We start from the raw sequence: 26,457 nt of genomic DNA on the forward strand, positions 1-26,457 counted from the left end.
GACCGCTCAGGCGGCCAGCGCTTGAATATTCGTGCCTCCACGGCTCAGGCCGCGTTGGCTGCGTGCAGTAAAGCCCGAGGAGACCATGATGAGCACTTCCTCGGCGCCGGGCTCTCCGGTTCGCGAAGACAGCGTCCAGCGAGTCACGGTCGCTTCCGAGCGATCGTTTCCGGCCTGCCGATAGTCGTCCAAGTGCGTCACCTGCCGGCGGCCTCGTTCGGCTTCCCGGTCCCTTTGCGGCTCCGACCACTGCCACACGACGGCCGGGGAGTTTTCTCCGCCGGCTTCGGCAGCACTGTTCTGCTTTGCTTCGTGCTCTCGTTCGCGTTCCATTATGCATTCCCTCCCGAGGATTGATCGATTTGCGGATATACGGCCAGCACGACGTGATACGGGTCTGCCGGTTCCGCTTCGTTCGCCGGTTTGCGGTACTTGGCGGTCAACTGCCGGACAAGGGCGGCGTACTCCTCGACAAAAGCTTGCCGCTCCTCCGCATCCCGGAGAGAGACTTGAAATTGCAGCGACGCGCTTGGAATGTCCTGACCTTCGTCCGAATGCTCCATCAGGAGCAGCGCATCCTGCTTGATGCGCTCCGCCGTTTGAACCAGATGGGACAACGAGCCTTGGTCCTTGAGGCGGCGGACCGTTTCCGGCTTCATTCCCAATTGATCCGACAGGATGAACGTCTTGGCGACGGCTTGATAAAGCACCTCGACCAGGTTGCGTACCTGCCTCGTACCGACCCGGCGCACGAGCCCGGCTTTCTCCAGCGCCTTCAAGTGATAGTTGATCCGCTGCGGCGCTTCGCCGATCGCCCGGGCCACTTCCGCCGCGGAAGCGGGTGCCGCCAGCCGGGCGGCAATATCCGCCCGCAGCGGATTGAGCAGCACCATGGCTTGCTCCGGGGCTTCAATCCGCAGGCTTTCCAATATGTCTTCGGTCACAGTGGTTCATCTCCGTAAAACAGTATTTGCTACGTAAAAATATATTATTACGTAACTTAGTCGTTGTCAATGGGCTCGGAAATTATCCCTCGGCAGCAGCGGAGCATGGGAAGGAAAAGCAAAAGAGCGATACATGATCTTAAAACTCCGTAATCATTTGCGTTTCGATTCCGTTTAAGATGAGCTTAGAGCAAAAGGAAAGTCAAGATGCGCCGCAACTTTAATGAACGAGCCGCCGTGCAAACATATCATCGTTGGCGTATACCCTGGGCGATTCGAAATGTGTCTGGCGCGCGAACCGGAAGCGGGATTGGTTCACGCCTAAACAAAGGAGGGCTTCCATGAACGGGGTCGATGTGACGCATAACGAGTTGAGGGACGCCGGGCTTCGGGCAACCGGGTTCTACGGCTTTGGCGGCGGATGCCAGAACGAAGTGACTTCCGGCAAGAAGGACGGCGAGGCGTATTTATTGCTGTTGGCATTGAAAGGCCGCGGAGAACTGCGGATGGATGCGGAATCGTTCGTTGTTCTCTCCGGCTACTATTATCTCGTCCCTCCGGAATACGGTTGTAAGCTCGCGTTGTCGACGGAAGGGCGGGCGCTCGGCGTCCAGTTCGAGCTGCGCGACGACGGTTTGGAGCGGATCGTCCGGGCCATGCCGCGGATGGGAGCTTGCGGCTCGGCCACGGTATCCAACATCGAATATTGGCTGCAAGCGGGAGGATTGCCGGGCGATGCGGCCGATCCTCTGGCGTCCTACCGGATGGACGCGGCGGTCAAGACGGTGCTGCTTACCTTGGCGCGGTTGGGCACGGAGCGGAGGCCGTTGACTCACGAGGTTCGCTGCGGACAAGTTTTATCCGGTGGCGGTCCGTTTCCGATGGCCGATTACATCCGGAATCATTATGCGGCCAAAGTCACGCTTGACGATATGGCCAAGCGCTTCGGTTTCCACCCGCATTACATCATACGGATGTTCAACCGGCGGCTCGGGATGAGCCCGATTCAATATTTGCAGGAAGTGCGGCTGCTCAAAGCGATGGAGCTGCTCGAAACGACGAGCATGACCGTGACGGAAATCAGCGAAAGCGTAGGCTGGACGACGTCCTACTTTTCCCGGCTGTTTCATGAGCGTAAAGGCGAGTCGCCTTCGCAATTCAGGAAAAAGAAAATGAAGTCCCCAGTTACCGCCATGAAGCATTTTTAACGACTCTAAACAATCTAACTTCGAGAAAAGAGAGGCGAATGGGATGAAATGGGAAATGCTTCCGGCGCCGCGACAAGGCGGTTTCCGGATGGAAGGGTATTGGGTATGGTGCGGCTCCGTCGTGCAAGGAGAGGACGGAAAATATCACATGTTCGCTTCGCGCTGGCCGAAGTCGCTGCCGATGCATCCGGGCTGGCTTCTGCAATCCGAGGTGGTCCGTGCCGTGTCGGATACGCCGGAAGGGCCGTATGCTTTTCAGGAAGTTGTGCTGCCGGCCCGCGGCGCCCAATATTGGGACGGGCGTAGTACGCACAATCCCCACATCGTGAAGCATAAAGACCGGTACATGCTGTTTTATATGGGCTCGACGCATCCGCTCAGCGAGCCCGAGCTGGAAACGTTCGAAGGCATGAACGATCCCCGGACCATCGTGGCTCGGGCGAACAAACGCATCGGCCTCGCCACGGCGCCCAGCGTGTTCGGTCCGTGGACCCGGCAGGACGCTCCGATTCTCGGCGTGCGGCCCGGCAAATTCGACAGCTTCCTGACGTCGAATCCGGCGCCGAGCGTCGGCGAGGACGGCTCCGTGCTGCTGATCTATAAAGCGCGCCGGTATGAAGGCAGCGTGCACGGCAAAATGACTATCGGCGCGGCAGCGGCCGATCATTACGAAGGCCCGTACCGGGTGCTGCAGGAAACGCCGGTTTTTCCGCCGGAGCGGTTCCATCTCGAAGATCCGTTTATTTGGCGGACCGAGAACGGCTATGAATTGGTTGCCAAAGATATGGAGGGCACCGTCTGCGGCGAAAAATACGGCGGCATCCGCGCGTATTCACGGGATGGGCTGAACTGGGAAGTAAGCGAGGAGCCCCAAGCTTACTCGCGTACCGTTGTTTGGGATGACTGGACGGTGACGACGCTCGGCAATCTGGAGCGGCCGTTTCTGCTTTTTGATGCGAACGGCAGGCCCACGCATCTGTTTGCAGCGGTATCGGACGGCGTGAAAGGTTTTTCGGATTGCAGCAACACTTGGAACCAGGTATTTCCCTTAAAGATGAAATAAGCGGTCATTATGCGTAAAAATTGGTCCAAAGGGGAGAAGCAAGTGGCACAATCGACATTGACCTGGCAGACGGCAGCTCCGGGAATATGGCGGCTGAAGGCGGGAAGGCCTTCGACGCTATCTCCCGCTTCAGTCATGAACCGGACTCCCAAGACGGCAGCTCTGCAATCGATGGGCGAAGCCGAATTCCCGTTCGATGCGGCGGATGTGAAAATAGAGCGGGTCGGCGGCCGTATCGTCGTGGCGCTGCCGCTCGGAAGCGAGGAGTCGCTGTATGGACTAGGCCTGCAGCTTCTGAAGCTGAATCACCGCGGCCGGACGCGTTATTTGCGGGTCAACAGCGACCCGAAGCAGGATACGGGAGAGACCCATGCGCCCGTTCCGTTCTATGTGTCCAGCAGAGGCTATGGGGTATATGCCGATACTTCGCGTATCGTGACCCTGTGCTGCGGCTCGTCGGTCCGGTCGGACAGCGGTCTGTCCGGGAACGCAAAGGATCGCAACCGCGACCCATCGTGGAAAGCGACGCCGGTGAGCGACCGGGTGGAAATTACGGTGGCGGACGAGGGGCTGGACATTTATGTTTTCGCCGGACCGACGCCGCTTGACGCCGTTCGCCGCTACAACTTGTATTTTGGCGGTGGCTCGCTTCCCCCGCGCTGGGGGCTTGGTTTCTGGCACCGGGTGCCCAAAAGCTACTCGGCCGACGAGGTGCGCGCGGAAGCTGCGGCGTTCCGGGAACGGGACATTCCGTGCGATGTCATCGGACTGGAGCCGGGCTGGCACACCCGCAGCTACCCGGTGACGTACGAGTGGAACCGGGAGCTGTTTCCCGATCCGGAACAATTTGTCCGGGACCTGGAAAAGGACGGCTTCAAAGTCAACCTGTGGGAACATCCCTACGTGTCGCCGGATGCGGCCATTTACGAGGCGCTTCGGCCGTTTTCCGGCTCCCACACGGTTTGGCACGGGCTGGCGCCGGACTATACGCTGCCCGAGGCGCAAGCGATTTATATGGAACAGCACGAACGCGAGCACGTGATGATCGGCGTATCCGGCTATAAGCTGGACGAATGCGACGGCAGCGAGCTGACCCGCAACTCGTGGATGTTCCCTGCGCATGCAAGCTTTCCTTCAGGCTGTGACGGCGAGCAGCTGCGGCAGCTGTACGGCTTGCTGCTTCAGAAAATGACCGACGATCTGTACCGCTCCCATAACCGCCGGACGTACGGCTTGGTTCGCGCTTCCGCAGGCGCCGCTTCGTCGCTTCCTTACGTGCTTTATTCCGATCTGTACGATCACCGCGACTATGTCCGCGCGTTGTGCAATTCGGGCTTCAGCGGCTTGCTCTGGACGCCCGAGGTGCGAAAAGCGCGGAGCAGCGAAGACTGGGTCCGCCGGATGCAGACCGTGTGCTTCTCGCCGCTTGCCATGCTGAATGCATGGGCAGACGGGACGAAGCCGTGGTCGTTCCCCGAGGTCGAGCCCATCGTTACCCGCTACATTCGCTTGCGCATGCAGTTGCTGCCTTACCTGTATTCGGCCTTCGCCAACTATTGGGCGGAAGGCGTGCCCCCGGTGCGGGCCATGGCTCTGGAAGCCGGCGTGACGGTGCGCGCGCAGGCCGGCAGCGGCCGCTTCGACTCGGATGAATTCGCTTACGGCGGCGCAGCCGATAAAGAATGGGACGACCAGTTCATGTTCGGCGATTCGCTGCTCGTTGCCCCGCTGTTTGAAGGAGAAACGGAGCGGATCGTTTATTTGCCGCAAGGTCTATGGTACGACTTCGATACGGGGGAACGCTTCGAAGGCGGCCGTACGATCCGCGTCCAGCCAGGGCTTGAGAAGATTCCGGTGTTTGTAAAGGACGGTGCGGTTATTCCAATGATGGCCGTCATGGACCATGCGCCGCGCGCCGGAGTGAAGGTCGATCTCGAGCTGCATCATTACGGCACGAGCCCGGGCAAGTTCCAACTGTTTGACGACGACGGCGAGACATTTGCCTACGAGAGCGGCGAGTACCGCTGGCGCACGGCCGAAGTTGCCGTGGATGCCGACGGCCGGAAAAGCGGCTCCGTTAGCCGCACGGAAGCCGGTTGGTCCTCCGCGTACGGCGAATTCGTGTGGGTATTTCATTAATGCAAAAAGACGCCAAAGGGCGCCTTGAGCTTGTTGAGAAAGTGGTCAGATGGAAACAATAGAGGTTACGATGGGGTAGGGTATCCACTTCCGACCGCTGTTGTCCTCGGGAAATTTTGATTGGAAGCCGCTTATCAGCGGACATTTCCCGAAGACAAAGGCGGCCGCTATCGCTTCTCCAGTGGATACCCTACCTCCGTATGTATCTCTATTTTTGTAAAAGCCATCTTTTTCAACAAGCATGCAAAAAGGCGCCAATCGGCGCCTTTTTTGCATGCTTTTATTTCGTAAGCGGATCGGCCGCAGGTTCCTCATCGAGCTCTATCCAAGAACTCGTCCATTTCTCCATTTCCAGGAAGACAGGGGCCAGAGCGTGGCCTTTGTCCGTGAGAGAATACTCAATGCGAACGGGAGTTTCCGGATACACGTCCCGCTTCACAATCCCCTCGTGTTCCAAATCTTTTAATCGCTCCGATAACAATCTTCCGCTAATCTGAAGGGCGGTCTCGATGGTGCAGAACCGCTGAGGGCCCTTAAGCAGCTGATGGATAATAAGCCCGGCCCATCGCTTGCTGACGATCCGCATGCCTTTTTCGAATCTGGGGCACACTGAAGACTGATTCATATCCCGTCACCTCGCTATAGTTCTATTATACCGCACGATTAACAAAAATAATATAGTTGCAAACAAAAAATTAGTTACTTGACATAGATAAATTATCATTGTATACTTACTTACATAAAGTAACCTTATTACTTAGGGGGTAGCATGATGATTCCAGCTTTATTTTTAGCGCACGGCTCTCCAATGCTTGCGATCGAGCAGACGCCTTACACCGATTTTTTGGCGAAATTGGGCGAGCAGTACGAACCCCGGGCGATTGTCATCTTTACGGCGCATTGGGAAAGCGAGACGTTGACGATTTCATCGACGGACGATGTCTACGATACGATCTACGATTTCGGCGGATTTCCGGATGAGCTATACCAGGTCAAGTATCCGGCCAGAGGGTCCAAAGCGATCGCGGCGATGCTGGAGCAAAAGCTGACGGCAAACGGTATCGAAGTCCGCACCGATTCAATCAGGGGGCTCGATCATGGCTCCTGGACGCTGCTCCATCGCATGTATCCGAAGGCGGACATTCCGGTAGTTCAAGTATCGGTGAACCCTTATCTTGCCCCTGATCAGCAATACCGGATCGGCGAGGCGATTCGCGGGCTCGGACAGGAAGGCATCTTGGTGATCGGCAGCGGGGTAACTGTGCACAATCTTCGAATGCTGAACTGGGGCCAGAAGACGCCGGAGCCGTGGGCGGTCGCCTTCGACGACTGGCTGCTGGAGAAACTGCAGTCCGGCGATTTGAACGCGTTGTTCCATTATGCGGAGCAAGCCCCGCATGCCCGTCAGGCCGTGCCGAGAGCGGAGCATTTCGTGCCGCTGTTCATCGCGATGGGAAGCGGGGAAGGGCAAGCTCAGGTGATCCATCGGAGCTACGATTTGGGCACGCTCAGCTATATGTGTTTGCAATTTTAACAATAACTATTAGGAAATAAGGAGAGGAAACTTTTGAATAAGAAATACGAAGTTAGTCTGTTGTTAATCCGTTTGGTGCTAGGCATTTCTTTTTTGGTTCATGGAGTGGTCAAATTTCAGAGCGGGATCGGCAATATCGCCGGTTGGTTCGAAAGCATCGGTCTTCCGGGCTTTGCAGCCTATGCTGTAGGGATTATCGAGGTGGTCGGAGGAATCGCCCTGATCCTGGGCCTTGGCACACGGATCGTTTCCACTTTGTTCGCATTGCTTATGATCGGCGCCATCGTGAAGGCGAAATGGGCCGGCGGATTTTTGGGAAGTCCGCAGATGGCCGGGTACGAATTGGATTTGGCGTTCTTCGTCATGGCGCTGGCTTTGGCCATAGCCGGTAACTCGCTGCTGTCGCTAGGCAGCTTGTTGTCCCCAGGCAAATCGAAACGCGCCGATACGTAAATAACAGATACGCAAAGAAGCAGGTCTGCAGATCTGCTTCTTTTGCATGCTCGAAAGATCTGCAGTCTTTTCGACATCTTTAGGATATTCGAGTTATTTCGACAAAAAGATGTAGACGGTATATAGGCCACGTAGGTATAATATAGAAAAGAAAAGGATCAAATTGGAAAGAAGGTAAAGACTATGCAGCAAATGATCGGCACCTATGACTGGTTTTTGGTCTTTCTTTCCTATGTGATCTCGGTCCTGGCTTCCTATACCGCACTGGATATGGGTGGCAGAATCAATGCGGCACGTGGACGTACCAGGTTAATATGGCTTTGCGGCGGGGCGCTGGCGATGGGGCTTGGGATTTGGTCGATGCATTTTGTAGGAATGCTCGCTTACCGGATGCCGATGGAGGTCCATTATGACGTCGCCCTTGTTCTGCTTTCGATGGTATTTGCCGTTATCGCCTCGTATATTGCCTTGGCTGCGGTTGGGGGCAGACATTTCGGATGGCGCAATTGGACCGTCGGCGGCCTGTTCATGGCCTTCGGCATCATAGGCATGCACTATACGGGAATGACGGCGATGAAGATGAACGCGGTCATTCAGTACCGCCCGCTGGTCTTGAGCCTATCCGTTATCATCGCAGTGATCGCGTCCATGGCCGCGATGTGGCTGACCTTTTATTTTCGCGATGACATCGGCAGATCCCGCATTTACCGTAAAATCGGCAGCGGCTTTGTGATGGGAGCGGCGATTTCGGGCATGCATTACACGGGGATGGGGGCAGCCCGCTTCATCAGTCTGGATCATATGAATTGGATGAGCAACGAGCTGAGCGTGGAAACGTCGTTGATTGCTTATGTAATCGGCATGATGACGCTGTTGCTGCTGGGGATTGCGCTTGTGTCGTCGTTCGTGGACAAGAGGCTTGCGTACCACGCGGCCAAGCTTCACGAAAGCGAGCAGCATTTTCAATCGCTGTTTGATTACAATACGGATGCGGTATTTTCCATCGATCTGGAAGGGCGATTCATCGCCGCGAATCCCGCGGTCGAAGCGATAACGGGCTATTCGACGGAGGAGACCGTAGGACGCAGCTTAAGCCGCATCTCGGAGCTTTGGGATACCGATGAGCTGAACTGGAGGTTTGCGGAATCCGTAAAGGGCATCCCCCAGAAGTTCGAAATGACCATCAAGCATAAGCAGGGTAAAGCTATAGATCTGAGCGTCACCTGCGTTCCCATTGTCGTGAACCGGGAGGTCACCGGACTGTTCGGGATATGTCAAGACATCACGGAAAAGAAACAAGCGGAGCGCCGGATCAACGACCTTGCTTACCGGGACGATCTGACAGGGATGCCGAACCGCCGTTATTTGCTGGAAACGTTGAATGGACTGGCGGAGGCGGAAGAAGCAATCGGAAGGGCGCTTCTGGTCATCGATATCGACCGCTTCAAGCTGATCAACGATTCCATCGGGCAAAAGCAGGGGGACAAGCTGCTGCGGCAGCTGTCGGACCGTCTGCACCACGCCGTCGGCGAAGATAAGGTTATCGCGCGAATCGGAAGCGACGAGTTTGCCGTGCTGCTGTACGAGATTGCGGGAGGAGAGAGCGAAGCGGCCGCCGAAGCGCTGCAGCTGCACGAAAATCTCCAGCGCCCCTTTACGCTGGGTGCGCACAAAGTGCATCTCAGCCTCACGATCGGCTACGCGGTGCAGACTGTCGCCGCTAACGGGGAAATGCTGCTCAAGCATGCCGATTCGGCGCTGTTTTATTCGAAGAAGCAAGGGCGGAACCGGATACAGGCTTATTCCTCGGAAATGGACGAGGCGTCCGAACAGAAGCTGGCGCTTGAGAACGGCTTGCGGCTTGCGCTGGAGCGGGATGAGTTCGAGGTGCACTATCAGCCGCAGGTGAATATGCAGGGGCAGGTGATCGGAGCCGAGGCGCTCGTGCGCTGGCGGCATCCTGAGCAAGGCCTCGTATCGCCGGGGTTATTCATCCCGGTCGCCGAGGAAAGCGGGCTGATTCATCTGATCGGCGAGCGGGTGCTGCGCTTGGCCTGCCGGCAAAACAAATTGTGGCAGGAAGCCGGATTCCCGCCGATGCCCGTTTCCGTCAACCTGTCGAACAAGCAGTTCGAGCAGCCGCATTTGATCGAAACGATCCGGGAAGCGCTGCACGAATCGGGGCTGGAGCCGAAATATCTCGATTTGGAAATTACGGAAAGCATGATGGCCGCAGATGCGAACAATGCGGAAACGACGCTGCGCCGGTTGAAGCAAATCGGCGTGCAAGTCAGCATGGACGATTTCGGCACGGGCTACAGCTCGCTCAGCTATTTGAACCGATTCCCGATTGACAAGCTGAAAATCGATCAATCATTCGTACGCGATATTGCCCACGGGTCCAGCGGGGCGTCAATTGTCGCTACGATTGTAGCCATGTCGCACCATCTCGGCCTGCAGGTCATCGCGGAAGGCGTGGAGACACAGGAGCAGATCGACTTTCTGCGCGACAAAAAATGCGATCTGGTGCAGGGCTACTATTACAGCAAGCCGCTGCCGCCGGATGAGTTTGAACGATACTTGCAAAACATGGCCCGTTCGGCTGAGCCTGCATGAGCCAAAGCATAAGGCCTCTCGAACGTAACTCTTCAATGGCGGGGATGTTGCGAAGAGGTCTTCTCGGCGTTATACTTGTATTTTTTCTACCAGATGCTTATAATACAATTTACAATCGTTTTTTGTCACAGACATGGCAAACTTGGCGAAAGTCAAGGACGCAAAGCTATAGGGACTAAGGTGTAACACGATGTCAGCCAGCTGCCGAAGGACAAGAGGAAATAGTCGAACACGGCCTCCCTTTTGGCGCTTGGGGCGGTCTTATTTTTTTATGTATAAAAACAACGGGTTGGGGGCAGTTCGGCGTGAAAAAAATCTTGATCGTGGACGATTCGCTATTCATGCGGATGATACTGAGAAACGTAATTCAGGAATTGGGTTACGAAACGGTAGCCGAGGCGAGCAATGGACTGGAAGCGCTGACATTATACTCTGAACTGAAGCCGGATCTTGTTACCCTTGATATCACGATGCCCGAAATGGATGGGATCACGGCACTGGAAGAGATCAAGAATATGGACCCCGACGCCAAAGTCATCATGGTGTCGGCTATGGGCCAGCAGGCGCTGTTGATTCGGGCGGTTTCGATGGGAGCAAGTGACTTTATCGTCAAGCCGTTCAGCAAGGACCGGGTCCGGGAGGCTTTGAAAAAGGCGTTTGCGAGCTAGGATTGACGATGTATAGGTGCAGCCGCGAAAGGAGCCGGCAGGAACGGTGCCTTTCTTTTTTGAGTTTCGCGTCTTCTCTTTGGTACAATAGAATTCGTGAAAGCTACTATTCGAATGAAAAGAAGGAGCTGGTCGTATGGAGATTTGGTATCATGGTCATTCCTGTGTTCAATTGACTCATGGAGGACATTCCTTAATCATCGATCCTTTTATTTCCGGGAACCGTCTGGCCACAACCAAGCCCGAGGATGTGAAGGCGGAATATGTCCTTCTTACACACGGCCATCCCGACCATATTCTCGATACCGTACCCATCGCCAAAAGCAATAATGCAACGGTCATTGCAACGTTCGAGCTGGCGACTTACATGAGCTGGCAAGGTCTGAACACCTTCGCGATGAATATCGGCGGCAGAGCGTCGATCGGATTCGCGGAGATCGAGATGATTCAAGCGTTCCACAGCTCGGGAATCGTGCTGGAAGAAGAAAAAAAGATCATCTATGGCGGCATGCCCGGCGGATATGTGATCAAGTGGGACGGGCTGACGATTCTTCATAGCGGGGACACGGCCCTGTTCTCCGATATGAAGCTGATCGGACAGCGCCACAAGATCGATCTGGCGTTCCTGCCGATCGGCGACGTCTTCACGATGGGGCCGGACGATGCGGCTCTAGCCGCCGAATGGCTGGGTGCAAAAGCGGTCGTGCCGCTTCATTTCAACACGTTCCCGCCGATCGTTCAGGATGCGGACCGTTTCGCCGCCGGACTTCGGGATAAAGGCATCCAGAGCCGGGCATTGCAGCCGGGAGAAAAACTTACGTTATAGCTTGGGGGAAAAGACATCATGGATTTGAGCATCATGCCTGTACATACAGAAGAACAGCTTCGCGACTGCTTTGCCGTACGTATTCGCGTGTTCGTGGAAGAGCAAGGGGTTTCGCCGGAAGAAGAGATGGACGAATACGATGCTTCGCCAAGCGCCGCAAGGCATTTTCTGATCATGAACGGAAATGAGCCCGCCGCGGCTGCCCGCTGGATCATGTACGATGGGAAGACGGCCAAGCTCCAGCGGATTGCCGTGATGAAGCCGTACCGCGGATACGGGCTCGGACGTCAGATCATTCAGGAGATGGAAGAGGATGTCCGGACGCAGGGCGTTCCGGCGATCATCCTGGACGCTCAAACCCAGGCAGAGGCGTTTTACGAGAAGTTAGGCTACAAAACGGTTTCTAGCGAGCCGTTCCTCGACGCCGGAATCTGGCACGTGCGTATGCGCAAGGAGCTGTAAAGAAGCCAAAATTGCATGACACGCTGATGTTCGGCGTGTTTTTTTGCATGTACAAGGTGACAATAATGTCACTCATGTAAGCCGATTCGATGAGAAGACCGCCGTATTTTCCGTTATAATTGTTATAAAATATGACAGCATGGGTGTGAACGACAATGCTTCAAGCTTATTTGTTTCCAATCGGCTTCGCGCTACAGACGTTTCCGCTGCTGGCGTTCGTCTTTACGCTGCCGTTTTTGATCGTACAGTACCGGAAATACGGCTACGTCAATAAAATACGTGTCATTGTCCTGTATTCTTTTTTACTGTATTTATTGTGCGCCCTGTACTTGGTCATCCTGCCGCTGCCGGATACCCGGCATACTTGCTCCGGGACGACGGGCTCGTTCAATCAATGGGTACCGTTCCAGTTTGTTCGCGATTTTCTGCGGGAAACCGGCCTGCAGTGGAACAATCCGGCAACCTATCTTAAGGTGTTCGGGGAACGGGGGGTTCTGCAAGTAGCGTTCAATGTGCTGCTGCTTGTCCCTTTGGGCGTGTTTTTGCGCTATTATTTCCGGCGCCGCATTGTGCGAACGGCGGTTACGACGTTTCTGGTATCGCTGTTTTTTGAAGTGACGCAGGGAACGGGACTGTATGGGATTTACGATTGCCCTTACCGTCTGTTCGATGTGGACGATCTGATGCTTAATACGGCAGGCGGCCTGGTCGGTTATGCGATAGCTCCGTGGTTGACGGCCTTTATGCCCAAAAGCGATACATTGGACGAAGGCGTCGATCTGTCCGTTACGCGTGTCAGCTACACCCGTCGTTTTGTCGCGTGGCTGATCGATTGGGCGATATTGTCGCCGTTCATTCTATTTTTCCTGGGTCGGCATATGCTGCTTCCGATCGCTGGAGCGGTCCTCTTCTATTTTGTCGTCGTCCCATACTTGACCGAAGGCAGAACGCTGGGCAAGCGGATCGTGCGCATTCGCCTGACTGGAAAAGACGGCGGGTTGACGCTGCACGCACTTTTGGTCCGCTGTGTTTCACTGTATTTTCTTATTGGCGGTCCAAATGTGCTGTTTATCGGTGGCGGAATGAACCACCTCCCTTCGGTGGTAATGATCCCGCTGCTGCTTGTCGCAGGGCTCCTGAACCTTGTCTTCGGCATCCATGCACTGCTCTGTTTCGTGCGGCGGGACCGGATGCTGTTCTATGAGCGGTGGAGCGAGACGAAGCATTCGATCACGTAAAAACCCGGTTTTGAAGATGGCCTTGTGGCGCCGTGTTGAATACGGTACTGCGGCCGTCTTTTTTGTTTGGGCTGGTTTGGAAATTTGGTTATAATTGTTTTTTCTTTTGGAAATAGATGGCCGAACAAGTGTTTCCTGTGATAAAATGTTTGTACGATAAAGGAGGGACGGAGAGGTTGAAGAAAGCGATACGAAAAATACCGGTTCGTGAATACGCCCTCTTGTTGAGCCGCTATTTGAAGCCACAGCGCAAAAGCATGATTTTGCTGGCCGTCCTGCTCGTAAGCGGCATTGCCATGCAGCTGGTAAACCCGCAAATTATCCGTTATTTCATCGACACGGCGCAGTCCCAGTCAAGCACCAGGCCCTTGCTGATCGCAGGCGGTCTGTTCATTGTCGTCACCCTGATTCAACAGGTTGTGGCCGTGGCCGCTACGTATGTCGGCGCGAATGTCGGGTGGCTGGCAACCAATCAGCTGCGCGGTGATGTGGCGGATCATTGCTTGAAGCTCGATATGACGTTTCATAAGTCGCAAACGTCCGGCACGATCATCGAGCGGGTGGATGGGGACATCAACAATTTATCCAACTTTTTCTCCAGCTTCGTCATTACGCTGCTGAGCAATCTCGTGCTGGTGGCGGGGATGCTGGTGCTGCTTTTCCGGGAGGGATGGTTGATCGGCGTCGGCATGCTCTTTTTTGTCGTGTTCGCGATGGTCGCCATCCAGTATATCCGGAAGTTTGCGGTGCCTCATTGGGGGAAGCTGAGACAGGTGAGCGCGAAGTTTTACGGCTTCTTGGGCGAGCATCTGGAAGGGACGGAGGATACGCGAGCCAACGGCGCGACCGGGTATGTGATGCGCCGGTATCACGAGTTGCTGCGCGAATGGCTGCCGGTGCGCGTGCGGGCGTTTCTCGGTTGGGCGTCGATGTGGATCACGACCCTGATCGTGTTTGCGATAGGCAACGCGGTTGCGTTTGCGCTGAGCTTTTATTTGTGGAAAAAGGGATCGATTACGCTCGGTACCGTGTACATGATCTTCTACTACACCGAGCTGATGGCCAAACCGATCGAGCAAATCCGCACACAGATGGAGGATTTGCAAAAGGCGGACGCCAGCATCGTCCGGGTGAAGGAGCTGCTGGAGACGCAATCGGTGATTCAGGACGGACCGGGTACGCTGGTGCCGCAGGGAGCGCTGTCTGTGGCGTTCGAGGGCGTCCGCTTCGGCTACGATGCGGACAGCCTGACGCTGCATGACGTCAGCTTCCGCTTGGAGCCGGGGCAGGTGCTGGGCTTGCTCGGCCGGACGGGCAGCGGTAAAACGACGCTGGCGCGCCTGCTGCTGCGTTTCTACGATCCGGGAGACGGACGGATCGTTCTCGGGGAGACGGATATTCGCGAGGCGAAGCTGCAGCAGCTGCGCAGCCGGGTCGGGATGGTGACTCAGTCGATCGAGCTGTTCCAAGGGACGGTCCGCGACAACCTGACGTTCTTTGACGAGACGATCTCCGACGAACGGGTGGAACAGGTGCTTCGGGAGCTGGGGATGGAGTCGTGGCTTCGCTCGCTGCCGGGCGGCTTGGATACGATGCTGGAGTCCGGGGGCGGTGGATTGTCCGCAGGCGAGGCACAGCTGCTGTCGTTCGCCAGGGTGTTTTTGTCCGATCCGGGACTCGTCATTCTCGACGAGGCGTCTTCCCGTCTGGACCCGGCGACCGAGCAGCGCATCGAGCGGGCAATGAACCGGCTGCTGCTGGGCCGGACCTGCATTATTATCGCCCACCGGCTGGCGACGATCCAGCGGGCGGACCGCATTCTTATCCTCGACAACGGACGTATCGCCGAGGAGGGAGACCGGGCAAGGCTCGGGGCCGATCCGAATTCCCGCTATAGCCGGATGCTGAAGGTCGGAATGGAGGAAATGCTGGTATGACGACCTTTTCTTTTTTATGGCGGCTGACGCGTTACCGGTTGGGGCTTTATATTTTGAACGCGCTCGCCTGGTCTTTGATTTATTTGGCCCCGATCGTTCCCGGGCTTGTGACGAAAGCGTTTTTCGACGAGTTGTCGGGTCATTCCGCCTACAGCTTCGGCATTTGGACGTTGGTCCTCTTTCTGCTGCTGGCGGCGTTGGCCCGGGTCGTGCTGATCGTGTTCGGCTTTATCACGGACGTCCAGTTCCGTTTCCGCGTCGCGGCGCTGCTGCGCCGGAACCTGCTGCGGCATGTGCTCAAGGAACCGGGGGCGCGGGCGATTCCGATCTCGCCGGGCGAGGCGATCAGCTCGTTCCGGGACGATGTTGAGCAGGTGGAGGAAACAGTTAGCTGGTCGGTGGACTCGTTCGGGATGACGCTGTTCGCTGCGGTATCGTGCTACATTCTTATTCGCATTAACGCGGAGATGACGCTTTGGGTGTTTTTGCCGCTTGTTATCGTGGTCACGATCGCTCAATTGTCGACGACAATGCTGCAAAAATACCGGGCGGCGAGCCGGGAAGCGACAAGCCAAGTCACCGGGGCAATCAGCGAAATGTTCTCTACGGTGCAATCGATTCAGGTGGCAGGTGCGGAAGACCGGGTCATCGGCCGCTTCAAGCGGTTGAATGACCAGCGCCGGGAAGCGATGCTGAAGGACCGGCTGCTAAGCACGACGCTGGAGTCGATTTTCTCCAACGCGGTTAATTTCGGCACCGGATTGATTTTGCTGCTGGCCGCGCAATCGATGCGGGACGGCAGCTTTACGGTCGGCGATTTCGCACTTTTCGTTTATTACCTGACGTTCGTGACGCAATTCATCCAAAATTTCGGGAAGTTCATGACGTACTTTAAGCAAAGCACGGTTTCGAAGGACCGTCTGGTGACGCTGCTGCAAGGGGCGGACGAGGAAAGGCTGACGGAGTACCATCCGCTGCATTTGCGGGGAAGCCTGCCGGAGATGGACGAAGGGGTTGCGGTTACCGGCGGCCGGACCTTGGAGATGGTGGAAGTGCGCGGCCTGACGTACCGTTATCCCGAAACAGGCCGGGGGATTGAAGGGATCGACCTGACGCTGCCGCGCGGTTCGTTCACCGTCATTACCGGGCGGGTCGGCTCAGGCAAGACGACGCTGGCGCGCACGCTGCTTGGGCTGCTGCCCATGCAAGCGGGAGACATTCGTTGGAACGGGGAGCCTGTGGCGAAGCCGGACGACTTTTTCATTCCGCCGCGCAGCGCCTATACGCCGCAAATTCCGCGGCTGTACAGCGATACGCTGGAGAACAATATTTTGCTGGGCATGCATGCCGAGTCGGAGCAGCTTGAGCGGGCGATCCGCTCCGCCGTACTGGAGCAGGATCTGGGGTATTTGCCGCATGGCCTCGACACGGTCATCGGGCCGCGCGGCGTAAAGCTCTCCGGCGGGCAGGCCCAACGTACCGCAGCTGCCCGGATGTTCGTACGCGATGCGGAGCTGCTTGTCTTCGACGATCTGTCGAGCGCGCTCGACGTCGATACCGAGGGGAAGCTGTGGGAGCGGCTCAAAGAACTGCGGCAAGGCGCGACCTGCTTAGTCATTTCCCACCGCAAAGCGGCGCTGGCCCGAGCGGACCGCATCGTCGTTCTGAAGGACGGACGCGTCGATGCCCAAGGCACGCTGGAGGAGCTGCTGGAATCGAACGCGGAGCTGCAGCGCCTGTGGCATCGCGGCGAGGCGTAGAAGGGGCCCGTTGGGGCCAGGCGCTTGTTAGGGGGGCTGCTGTGCTTCGTCCATTTCCCGGGCAAGCGCAGGAGTCGACAGGCTTCTACAGTGTGGAAGGTTATGAGGACGTCAGGATTACCGTGGTATCCGGGCGGTTAGATTGCGGCGAAACCGATGTGTTTTTTAGAGCATCGGCTTCGCTTTTTTTTTGCAGAGGATGGAAATAGAGCATCTCATTTCCGCTAATGGCTGGCGGGAAGAAGTGATCTGGGGAATAAAGGAACTCAGATGCGCTATGTGCTTCGTTTGGACGTGGGGCGAGAAAATTCGACAAGAGTAGAGCATCTGAGTTCCGCTAAGCTTTTGTAATGGCTTGATTTACCTCCGATAGCGCATTTCGGGTGTGCTATTTTATGAGCTGCTTCAGATGCATGATTTCAGGAGAGTATGTACTATCTTCTGATTTTTAAGAAAGCCGAGGACACGCCATCCGATTCGTAAAGGGATGCCGCATCTTCGGCTTTTCAATGCTTCTTCTCTTGCACGGGCACCTTTACGATTCGCGATTCGGCCAATACCCGGTTCTTGGAATCGACAACGCGTACTTGGACGTCAAGCGTTGCGGCATTGGCCGTGAGTGCCTTCGGCAGGCTGACGCTAAGCGAGGATTCGCTTTGCCAAGTCGTCTGCTGCGGTTCGCCATTGATGAAGACGGTGCTGCCAAGGCCGTATCTTCCGCCATGTACGGTAAGCTGCGATCTTCCGAAAGCATCGCCCCCGACGGTTAAGAAAGCGGGGCTTATCCGTTCGATGAGTGGCTCGCCGTAGCCGAGGATAAACGGCTTCCCCTTAGTATCGCCGCCCTTTGCACCGGCACCTGCAACTGCGTTACTCGCGTCGCCGTCCGCCGCGCCACTTGCGCTGCTGTCTGCCGTCCCGGCCATGCCAGTCGAGCTACTCCCGTCGCCGCCCGCTGCACCGGCACCTGCGGTTGCATTACTCGCGTCGCTGCCGCCCGTCGCGGCACTTGCGCTACTGTCTGTCATCGCGGCCTTGTCAATCGAGCTACTCCCGTGGCTGCCCGCTGCACCGGCACCTACAGCTCCGTTACTCGCGTCGCTGCTGCCCGCCGCGCCACTTGCGCTGCTGTCTGCCGTCCCGACCATGCCAGTCGAGCTACTCCCATCGCCGCCCGCTGCACCAGCACCTACAGCTGCGTTACTCGCGTCGTCGTTACCTGCCACGCGCTCACCACCAGCCTCGCTGCTCGCGCCACCATTGGCCGCCGCACTTGCGTTTCCGCTGCTTGCGGCCGCCTGCTTTTCCAGAGCTAGGATGGCTTTCTGCCGATCCTCGTACTGCTGCACCAGATTAACGTCGATGTTCATCGCTTCATAGTACGTTTTCGGCGGCAGCACCGGCATTTTTCGGTACAGGTCGGACAAAAAGTCCGTGTACGGACTACCCGGCCGCTTCGCCAGATTCAAAACGTATGGGCCTAGAAACGACGGGCTCATATGCAATTCCTCTTTCGCTTCCTTCGGCAAATAGTTGCTCCAGATGACGACGGGAGTGTTATGCATTTTCTCCAAGAAGTCGGGGTCGTCCTCGCCGCTGATGTAATTCGATTCCTTATAAACCAACAGCTTTTCCAAGGAAGGGAGATGGTCGCCGAAAAATACAATGATCGTCGGTTCCTTCAACCTGCTGTAATGCAGAACCAACTCCTGCAACGCCCGGTCAGCGCCTGACAAGCCTTGCGCATACGTCTCGGCTATGCCTGTGACTGCGTTGGACATATGACTTTTCACTTCGATATGATTCTTTTTAAACTTGCCCGGCCAGTAATGATAATGGTTTTCCATCGTATTGGCAAAAATGAAGTCTGGGCCGGGATTTCGTTCGGACTCCTCGATAATGCGCCGCACGACGGCGTGATCTCCGATGTAAGGGCCGACATACTCGTCCGGATTGAAATACTCCAGACTGATGAAGCGCGAAAATCCGAGATGCTTGTACACCTCCGAGCTGTTGAAGAACCAATGGTAAAACGGACTGATCGCTGTCGTCTTATACCCTTGTCCCGCTAACAGACTGGCCAGCGAAGCGGTCGGCTGCTTGATGTATTGCTCGTACGGGGTGGAATCCTCCGGGAAAAAGCGCATCGAATGCCCAGTCAGCACTTCCAGCTCGACGTTGGCCGTACCGCCGCCGAACATCGGGGAAAGCAGGGGGCCGTGGGAGAATTTCTCCTGCAGCGCATGGAACATCGGCGCCGGGTCCTCGCTGAACTGCAGGCTTTTGATTTGGGTGATGTCCCAAAATGCTTCGCTCAGCAGGATGATGATGTTCGGGGGCTTTTGCAGCTCTTCGGGCGACCACTCGGTTTGAATTTCAATCTCGGGCGGCGGCAGTGGGACGGGAGGTCGGATGTAGCCCGAAGCTTGCAACATAATAAGAAGAAATAAGCCGCAGGTCAAAGCCGTAAGGCGAAAAAACAAAGGCATAGGCGGATCTCCCGTTGAATGCGTTTTCGTTAAAGTAGTGCTATTATACCATGGACATTCGGCTTGTAGATAGAGCGGCGCTTCAAAGGTGGTTGTCGAGCTGCCCGATTTAATTTACTATATAATTGATAATCATTCTCAATATAAAAAGGCAGGTGAATGGCATGGAAGCTCAATCGGCGAAGTCCGTGACAGAGCAGCCGCTTGCGTTCGCCCTACGGGAGATCCGATACGCAGAGAAGGCCTCCGAATGGTCACAAGATTCGGGAGCCGAGGAGCTTCGGCTTACAGCAGGCATGCTGCTGCTCATTACAGGCGGCAAGGGACGTCTGCACCGAAACGGACGGACGGAGCGGCTTTTTTACGGCAAATGCCTGCTTTTGTCCCGCAATGTGCCTATGGAGATCGCAAGCGATGCGGATATGCCGCTTAAGGGGTATCGCGTGATCTTCGACGTATTTCGAATCGAAGAGTCGCCATCCTTGGAAACGATCCCTGTCCGCAGGGAGGCTGTGCCGTTCGAGGGGGAGGTGCTTGCGGAACGGTTTGCGGAGATTGAGCGCACGGTCCTGGGGCTTCACGAAGGGATGAAGGAACGGGGCGAGCTGCAGAGGTTTAACCGTCAGTTGCTTTTTCAGAAACTGATGAGTACTCTGTGGGAGGATGCCGAACGGGAGCAAGCGGGAAAGGATTCGACGCTTGCCATCAAGCGGACGATCGAGCGGATGGAGCAGGCTTGCGATGAAGAGTGGACAAGAGACAGGCTGGCCGAATTGGCCGGGCTCAGTCCGTGGCATTATTCATCTTTGTTTAAGAAAATTACGGGGAAAACGCCGACCGATTATTTGACGGAAACGCGCGTGAACCGGGCCAAGGAAAAGCTGCTGCGGTCCGATGCCCGCATCAAGGATATTGCGCAGAGCGTAGGGTACAGCAACGAATTTTATTTCAGCAGCCGCTTCAAGCAGGTCACGGGCGTTTCTCCCACGGAGTTCGTCAAGCAGCAGCGCGGCCGCATCATTACGCGTGCTTATCCATATATGCCGCAGTTTGGGATTACAGCAGCAGGCCGGGGAAGGGTGATCGGCTTGTTTTTTGAAGACTATTTAACAGTGCTTGGCATGAAGCCGGTGCTGCAGTTCGCCTGGGGAACGTATTATCAGCGGTATTTGGAGCCTTTTTTGACCGGGGTGAACAAGCTGAATGTGAATCGAATCGATTTTGAAGCCGTCATGCGGGCCGAACCGGATTTGATTCTGCTCGGGTTTCCCCATTGGGCGGAGGAGGGGCGCTTCGATCGCTTTAAGCAAATTGCTCCGACGTACGTATTCGAGCGTGCCGCGGTCGATTGGCGGGAAACGCTGCGTACGGTCGGACGATTGACGGGGGAATCGGTACGGGCGGAAGCGTCGATTCGCCGTTATGAAGCGCGCGCAGCGGCGGCTGGAAAACAGCTGGAGCAGTCGATCGGCCGCGAGAAAGTGGCGCTGCTGCGGGTCGATCGGAGAAAACGGCTCCTTCTCTATGGCGGACCGCAGACCTGCTATACGGGACCGGTATTGTACGGCGATCTAGGGCTGGAGCCTCCGGCACTCGTACGGGAGCTGGCGTGGGGAGAGCGCAGCGTCAGGGCGATAACGCCGGACATGCTGCGGCATCTGGATGCCGACCATTTGTTTGTCGTGATTGACGAAGAAGGCCGGGAGCAGGCGCAGCAATGGATGAACGGCGATAGCTGGCGTGGCCATTCTGCGGTGCGCAGAGGGCAGGTGCACGAGGTGGGCATCGACGTATGGATGAGCTTCGGCATGATCGCCCATGAACGTAAAATCGACGACGTGCTGAACGCTCTGACTTGCCGGGCATAGCCTTTCCGCATCCCCCATCGCATGGAGTTTGATCATCCTTCATGCAGTAGCCACGCGACATTGGGAACGGAAGGCGGTCTTTTCGTCTCTGATCCATATGCCGCATGTCTCCTCCCCGCCTATCCCACAATTCTATAGGGAGATTCGCACAATATCGGATGGCGCGCGGGAAGAAAATCGTGCTACAATTCTCATTGATATTGAGAATCATTTTCATCATGAGAAGGGGACACAGCTATGAACTCGGCATTTCATCAGATGGTACGGTTATGCAGCATCATCACTCTGCTTGTGCTGCTCGCTGCTTGCGGCAGCAATGGGCAGACGGCGCAGCAGGCTTCTACTGGAGCGAATCCGGCAGGCTCCACGGACAAAAAGGAGGCGTCGGCGCCCCGCAAATTCAAGCATGTGATGGGGGAAACGGAAGTGCCCGCACAGCCGCAGCGGGTTATCGGTTTATATTTGGAGGACTTCTTGTCCGCTTTAGACGTAAAACCGGTCATGCAGACGGTTGTGGGAGCGTTCACCCAAAAATATTTGGAGAAATATACCGCAGGCCTGCCGAAGCTGGATACCGGCGCGATGAACTTCGAAGCGGTGCTGGAGGCGAAGCCCGATCTGATTCTGCTCGGCTTTCCGAATTACGGAGCGGAGGGGAAATACGAGAAGTTTTCCAAAATCGCCCCAACGTACGTCTTCGATAAAGATGCCGCTGACGACTGGCGGGGAACGCTGCGTACGGTCGGCCGTCTGCTGGACAAGTCCGAACAGGCGGAGCAATTGCTCAAGCGCTACGAGGAAAAAGCGGCTCAAGCGCGCAAGACGCTGGAGCAATCGATCGGTCGCGAGACCGTAGCGTTAATCCGCGTACATAAAAAGGAGATGCGCCTTTACGGCGGGCCGGACGGCTATTCGGGCAGCGTGCTGTATAAGGACCTCGGGCTCAATCCGCCCAATCTTGTCAAGTCGATTGCTTGGACGAACGATGGCGGCATGAAGGCGATATCGTCCGAAGTGCTGGCCCAGCTTGATGCCGACCATTTGTTTCTCGTCGTAGACGAAGGCCGGAGCGAGCAAGCGAAGGAACTGATGAACAGCAGCGTGTGGAAAAACATCCCTGCCGTTAAAAAGGGACAGGTCCACGAAGTGACCACCGACGTCTGGATGACCTTCGGTCTTCTGGCCTACGAGAAAAAAATTGACGACGTGCTGCAAGCGTTGGCGAAAAAATAAGCAGAGGAGACGGTTAGCATGATGGAAACACGTCCGGGTATAGCCGCTACCGTTCGCGAGCGGCGGACAATCAATCAATTTAACGGGGAACCGGTTCCGAAGGAAATTATTCTGGAGCTGCTGGAGGATGCCGTATGGGCACCGTTCCATTCGCGCAAGGAGCCTTGGCGCTTCTTCCTGTTCATGGGGGAAGGACGGAAAATATTTTCGGATGCGGTGCTTGCGACGTACCCGAAGGAAAAGCTTGAGCAGTACGGCGAGCGGGCCGCGCATGCTTATTGCCATACCGTGCCGGTCCATCTGGTCGTGGCGATCACCGAGGAACCGCGGCCGAACAAATGGGAGGAAGCGTTTTCCGCCGCCAGTGCACTTATTCAAAATCTCCAGCTGCTGGCGTGGGAACGAAAAATCGGCGTCGTCTGGAAAACGAACGAATACAATTGGGACCCTGATTTCCGCCAGGCGATCGGAGTGAAGCCCGGAGAGAAGATCGTCGGCACACTCCACATGGGCTACTTCGACGAAGGCAAAGTGCCGCGTTCGAAGCCGCGTACGCCGGTTTCCGAGCTGTTGACGTTGTTTGAATAATACTAATGATGAATGGACTGTTGTCCGCTTCCCGTAAGGACCCTTCGGCGAAGCGGGCTTTTTTATGTCCGTTTTTCCCTGACAGGGCCGTATTACCGAAATATAACCGATCCGTCAGCGAAGCCTATTTTCCTTCAAGGCCGAAATAAGCTATGATGATAGGAGGTCAACTTATTTTTATCGACCGCACAACGACGCATGACCGCTGTGCAGCACTCGGAGGGAACGAAACTGGATACTTTCGCTTGTCTTTATGTGATTCGCGGAGAGCCTTTCCGCTCGGGAACGTGCCTGAATCTGACCGCCGCCGAAACGGTTATCGGCAGGGCATCGAACTCGTATTCTCCGGACTTCGCTTTTTCGAACGCGTTTATTTCCCGTAAACATATAGTGATCCGCAAAGAAGAGGAGCGTGCGATTCTGTACGATCTGGGCAGCACGCACGGCACGGAAATCAACGGTGTGATCGTCGAACCGAATCAACCGTATCCGCTGAAATCGTTTGATATCATCAAGCTGGCCAAAGGGATGACGGTACTGCATTTTTCGTATCTTTTTGCCGATCAGACGCTGGAGTTCGAGCCGCTCAGCATTACGCAGCGGTGGGACGAACCTCACGGCCCACTGACGATCCATTGGGAGAAACGGGAATGCGTAGTTGACGGTAAGCGGATTGCGATGTCCGAGAAGGAATTTTTGCTTATTCAACTGTTGTACGATCATGCGAATCGGCTCGTGCCGATTGCCGAAATCAAGCAGACTGTATGGCCGGAACGCTCGGTCGGCGAGGACGGGGTTCCGGATGTGACGATGGACGAATTGAATGCGCTGGTGTACCGGATTCGCAAAAAATACGGCAAAGACACCTTTCTCATCAGTGCGGTTCGCGGCAGCGGATACGTGCTGGAGCTTCATAACCAATAACGACATCATCGGAAAGTGGGTAAGGGTCAATGAGATGGATTGAAGTGGAATCTGCCGGTCCCCTGAACGGCAGTGTACATATTCCCGGTTCCAAAAACAGCTCGCTCGCCTTGTTGGCCGCCGCCTCACTGGCGGATGGTCTGGTGACGCTGGAGGGCATTCCAAATATCGACGATGTGAAATTGATCGCCCAGATCGGCAAAGACATCGGTCTGACGATCACCCGCCGCCCATCAGGCGAAATTGTGCTGGATCCGCGCTACATCCACAGTGCGATCATCGATCCGGGCAAGGCGTCCGCTTACCGGGCGTCCTACTATTTTGCCGGAGCCTTGCTTGCCAAATTCGGTCGGGTGACGGTCGGGTTTCCGGGGGGAGACAACTTTGTCTCCAGGCCGATCGACCAGCATATGAAGGCGTTCCAAGCGCTGGGCGCGACGGTGGAGTTCCGCGAGGATCACTATATTGTCGAGGCCAAAACGCTGCGCGGGGCAGACATCTACTTCGATACCGTGACGTCGGGCGCTACGATCAACGCTATTCTGGCGGCAGTCCGCGCTCAGGGCCGGACAAATCTGTATCATGCCGCTGTCGATCCGGAGGTCGTCGATACGGCGGCGTTCCTGAACGGTCTGGGCGCGCGCATTTACGGCGCAGGGACGGACCGTATACGGATCGAGGGCGTGCCATACTTAGACGGGGGAAGGCATGCCGTGATTCCCGATCGGCTCATCGCCGGGGCATTCTTGATGAGTGCGGGCATCACCGGTGGTACCGTGACCGTGAAGGATGTCATTCCCGAGCACCTCGGGGCGTGCATCGCCAAGCTGAGCGAGGCGGGGCTTGAGATGGAATGGGACGAAAACAGCATTACCGCCCGCAGTTCCGGCCAGATCCGTGCGACCCGGGTCCGCGCGACGATGTATCCGGGCTTTGCGACGGACCTGCAGCAGCCGATGACGGCTTTGCTGACGCAGGCCAAAGGCAAAAGCATCGTCACGGAACGGGTGTACCCGAACCGGTTCAATCACGTGCCGCAGCTTCGCCGCATGGGAGCAGAGATCGAGGTGCGCGGAGAGAGTGCTTTTATCCAAGGCGGCCGGACGCTTGTCGGTGATTGGGTGCATGCGACCGATGTACGCGCGGGCACGTGTCTAGTGCTGGCCGGACTGGCAGCCGAAGGCTGCACGCGCATTACGGGCGTGGAGCATCTGGAGCGCGGCTACGAGGACGTCATCGGCAGCTTCCGCGCGCTGGGCGCCAAGCTGTCGCTGCATGAGCGGGAGACGGAGCAGGATGGCCGGGTTGCCGGAATGGCGTGACTGGATCATAGAAACGGATGGACAAGCTTTAAAATGCTTTGATATTGTAACGTTGAAACCTCTCTGCGGAGAGGTTTTTTTGCTATCCGTCAACTTGTGCGGATTGGATACGTCGATAACTGGAAGGCACCGGGCGCCGCAGGAACACTCCGAAACCCCCGAAACCCCCGAAACCCCCGAAACCCCCGAAACCCCCGAAACCCCCGTAGAACCCCCGAAACCCCCATGAAATCCCCACGGAACCCTGAGAGCCCCGGGCGGGTCCTTCTCTCACTTGTGGCGGGATCGAGTGCGAGCAAAATAGAAGTGGAAAAGTTCCTCTAAACCGGCTTTTTGACCTCCTCCTGTAAATACAGAGGAACTCAGATGCGCTAAACGCCTGATTTTAGCCTCACTATATATATTTCGACACGCATAACGGAACGTACGTTTGCTATTCTGGAAACAGGCCATCTCAGACAAAAATAGCGCACGGCAGTTCCGTTGTCTTATGAGCTAATTGTCGTTCGTGACCAGAGCTATGGCGAATCCGTCGTACCCTTTGCAGCCTACAGTTTGGATTGCCGTGGCAGTTACACGCGGCTCCGAAGCAATAAGTTCGAAGAATCGGCGCACACCCTGGACGCTAGTGTCGGTACTATCGGCGTCGACCACCGCTCCATCGCGCACGACATTATCACCTATAATCATGCTTCCAACACGGGAGAGCTGGAGTGCCCACTTGAAGTATTCCGGATTATTGGGCTTGTCGGCGTCGATAAATATCATATCAAATCGTCTGTTTTCGGCGTTCAGTTCCTTTAATAAATCAAGTGCTTGACCTAATCGTACTTCAACGACATCGGACAAACCGGCACGCGCGATATTAGCTCGTGCGATTTCCACGTGTTTCGGATCGGATTCCAGTGTAATTAAACGTCCGTTCGCAGGCAGTGCCCTTGCGAGCCAAATGGTGCTGTAACCGCCTAACGTGCCGATTTCCAAGATCGTGCGCGCACCCTGGATTCGCGCCAACAAATGCAGCAGCTTACCCTGATTCGGTGCGACATCTTGCGGTGGCAAACCAGCTGCAGCGTTATTCTGAAGCGCTTCCTCGAGCATAGGATCATGTGCTATAAGCAGATCGCTGAAGTAACTATCGACGTCCGTCCATTTTTTATTTCGTTCCTTGCTAGATCCAAGTTG

At 56.0% G+C, this 26,457-nt stretch carries 22 protein-coding genes and 1 riboswitch; of the genes, 17 read left to right on the forward strand and 5 right to left on the reverse strand.

Annotated elements, in window-relative coordinates; translation table 11 throughout:
* Positions 1-6 precede the first annotated feature (6 nt).
* Entirely contained in the window at positions 7-333 is a 327-nt protein-coding gene (locus tag NI000_RS33715) for a hypothetical protein (protein WP_253415704.1), read from the reverse strand.
* A complete protein-coding gene (locus tag NI000_RS33720) occupies positions 333-944 on the reverse strand; it encodes a helix-turn-helix domain-containing protein (RefSeq protein ID WP_253415705.1) in 612 nt (203 codons plus the stop codon). Before NI000_RS33720 ends, NI000_RS33715 begins: the two co-directional genes overlap by 1 nt.
* Positions 945-1,285: 341 nt before the next feature.
* Here NI000_RS33720 and NI000_RS33725 point away from each other — a divergent pair, with 341 nt between their 5' ends.
* From NI000_RS33725 to NI000_RS33735, 3 genes are read left to right on the forward strand one after another with little or no spacing between them, the layout of a single operon-like run.
* Entirely contained in the window at positions 1,286-2,152 is an 867-nt protein-coding gene (locus tag NI000_RS33725) for a helix-turn-helix domain-containing protein (RefSeq protein ID WP_253415706.1), read from the forward strand.
* 43 nt (positions 2,153-2,195) lie between these two features.
* The gene (locus NI000_RS33730; RefSeq protein ID WP_253415707.1) at positions 2,196-3,215 is read left to right on the forward strand and encodes a glycoside hydrolase family protein; all 1,020 of its coding nucleotides are present in this window, start codon (positions 2,196-2,198) and stop codon (positions 3,213-3,215) included.
* A gap of 9 nt (positions 3,216-3,224) precedes the next feature.
* The gene (locus NI000_RS33735; protein ID WP_253415710.1) at positions 3,225-5,354 is read left to right on the forward strand and encodes a glycoside hydrolase family 31 protein; all 2,130 of its coding nucleotides are present in this window, start codon (positions 3,225-3,227) and stop codon (positions 5,352-5,354) included.
* A 280-nt stretch (positions 5,355-5,634) separates the two neighbouring features.
* Here the strand turns inward: NI000_RS33735 and NI000_RS33740 are convergent, their stop codons facing one another.
* Positions 5,635-5,979, reverse strand: a complete 345-nt coding sequence (locus NI000_RS33740; RefSeq protein ID WP_253415711.1) for a winged helix-turn-helix transcriptional regulator — start codon at positions 5,977-5,979, stop codon at positions 5,635-5,637.
* 147 nt (positions 5,980-6,126) lie between these two features.
* Here NI000_RS33740 and NI000_RS33745 point away from each other — a divergent pair, with 147 nt between their 5' ends.
* The 9 genes from NI000_RS33745 to NI000_RS33785 all read left to right on the forward strand — a co-directional run bounded on the left by NI000_RS33745 (position 6,127) and on the right by NI000_RS33785 (position 16,848).
* On the forward strand, positions 6,127-6,888 hold the full coding sequence (locus tag NI000_RS33745) for a DODA-type extradiol aromatic ring-opening family dioxygenase (protein WP_253415712.1): 762 nt from the start codon (positions 6,127-6,129) through the stop codon (positions 6,886-6,888).
* 33 nt (positions 6,889-6,921) lie between these two features.
* The gene (locus tag NI000_RS33750; protein ID WP_253415713.1) at positions 6,922-7,341 is read left to right on the forward strand and encodes a DoxX family protein; all 420 of its coding nucleotides are present in this window, start codon (positions 6,922-6,924) and stop codon (positions 7,339-7,341) included.
* A gap of 183 nt (positions 7,342-7,524) precedes the next feature.
* Positions 7,525-9,957, forward strand: a complete 2,433-nt coding sequence (locus tag NI000_RS33755) for an EAL domain-containing protein (protein ID WP_253415714.1) — start codon at positions 7,525-7,527, stop codon at positions 9,955-9,957.
* Between the two features lie 125 nt (positions 9,958-10,082).
* Positions 10,083-10,166: riboswitch (cyclic di-GMP riboswitch) on the forward strand.
* A 96-nt stretch (positions 10,167-10,262) separates the two neighbouring features.
* Positions 10,263-10,625 (forward strand): response regulator, encoded by a 363-nt coding sequence (locus NI000_RS33760; RefSeq protein WP_010494316.1) that lies wholly within the window; start codon positions 10,263-10,265, stop codon positions 10,623-10,625.
* Between the two features lie 136 nt (positions 10,626-10,761).
* On the forward strand, positions 10,762-11,451 hold the full coding sequence (locus NI000_RS33765) for a metal-dependent hydrolase (RefSeq protein WP_054977672.1): 690 nt from the start codon (positions 10,762-10,764) through the stop codon (positions 11,449-11,451).
* Positions 11,452-11,469: 18 nt separating this feature from the next.
* Complete coding sequence (locus NI000_RS33770; RefSeq protein WP_253415715.1) at positions 11,470-11,913, forward strand: GNAT family N-acetyltransferase; 444 nt, start codon at positions 11,470-11,472, stop codon at positions 11,911-11,913.
* A gap of 155 nt (positions 11,914-12,068) precedes the next feature.
* On the forward strand, positions 12,069-13,151 hold the full coding sequence (locus NI000_RS33775; protein WP_253415716.1) for a VanZ family protein: 1,083 nt from the start codon (positions 12,069-12,071) through the stop codon (positions 13,149-13,151).
* A gap of 176 nt (positions 13,152-13,327) precedes the next feature.
* Positions 13,328-15,088: an ABC transporter ATP-binding protein gene (locus tag NI000_RS33780; protein WP_253415717.1), complete on the forward strand. Its 1,761-nt coding sequence runs from the start codon at positions 13,328-13,330 to the stop codon at positions 15,086-15,088.
* Positions 15,085-16,848: an ABC transporter ATP-binding protein gene (locus tag NI000_RS33785; RefSeq protein WP_253415718.1), complete on the forward strand. Its 1,764-nt coding sequence runs from the start codon at positions 15,085-15,087 to the stop codon at positions 16,846-16,848. The genes NI000_RS33780 and NI000_RS33785 overlap by 4 nt, the downstream gene beginning before the upstream one ends.
* A gap of 506 nt (positions 16,849-17,354) precedes the next feature.
* Here the strand turns inward: NI000_RS33785 and NI000_RS33790 are convergent.
* Positions 17,355-19,337, reverse strand: a complete 1,983-nt coding sequence (locus NI000_RS33790; protein WP_253415719.1) for a sulfatase-like hydrolase/transferase — start codon at positions 19,335-19,337, stop codon at positions 17,355-17,357.
* Between the two features lie 164 nt (positions 19,338-19,501).
* On the opposite strand from NI000_RS33790, the gene NI000_RS33795 reads away from it, so the two are divergent.
* From NI000_RS33795 to murA, 5 genes are all read left to right on the forward strand, one after another.
* A complete protein-coding gene (locus NI000_RS33795; RefSeq protein WP_253415720.1) occupies positions 19,502-21,205 on the forward strand; it encodes an AraC family transcriptional regulator in 1,704 nt (567 codons plus the stop codon).
* 237 nt (positions 21,206-21,442) lie between these two features.
* A complete protein-coding gene (locus tag NI000_RS33800) occupies positions 21,443-22,438 on the forward strand; it encodes an ABC transporter substrate-binding protein (RefSeq protein WP_253415721.1) in 996 nt (331 codons plus the stop codon).
* A gap of 18 nt (positions 22,439-22,456) precedes the next feature.
* Entirely contained in the window at positions 22,457-23,026 is a 570-nt protein-coding gene (locus NI000_RS33805) for a nitroreductase family protein (RefSeq protein WP_253415723.1), read from the forward strand.
* A 255-nt stretch (positions 23,027-23,281) separates the two neighbouring features.
* Positions 23,282-23,950, forward strand: a complete 669-nt coding sequence (locus NI000_RS33810) for an FHA domain-containing protein (protein WP_253415724.1) — start codon at positions 23,282-23,284, stop codon at positions 23,948-23,950.
* A 29-nt stretch (positions 23,951-23,979) separates the two neighbouring features.
* Positions 23,980-25,272: a UDP-N-acetylglucosamine 1-carboxyvinyltransferase gene (gene murA, locus NI000_RS33815; protein WP_253415725.1), complete on the forward strand. Its 1,293-nt coding sequence runs from the start codon at positions 23,980-23,982 to the stop codon at positions 25,270-25,272.
* 495 nt (positions 25,273-25,767) lie between these two features.
* On the opposite strand, the gene NI000_RS33820 is transcribed toward murA, so the two are convergent.
* Positions 25,768-26,457 (reverse strand): O-methyltransferase (locus NI000_RS33820; RefSeq protein WP_253415726.1); only part of this gene is annotated, 690 nt, incomplete at its 5' end.

It is taken from the genome of Paenibacillus tyrphae (assembly GCF_024158745.1).
In the GTDB taxonomy this organism is placed as follows: Bacteria; Bacillota; Bacilli; order Paenibacillales; family NBRC-103111; genus Paenibacillus_G; species Paenibacillus_G tyrfis_A.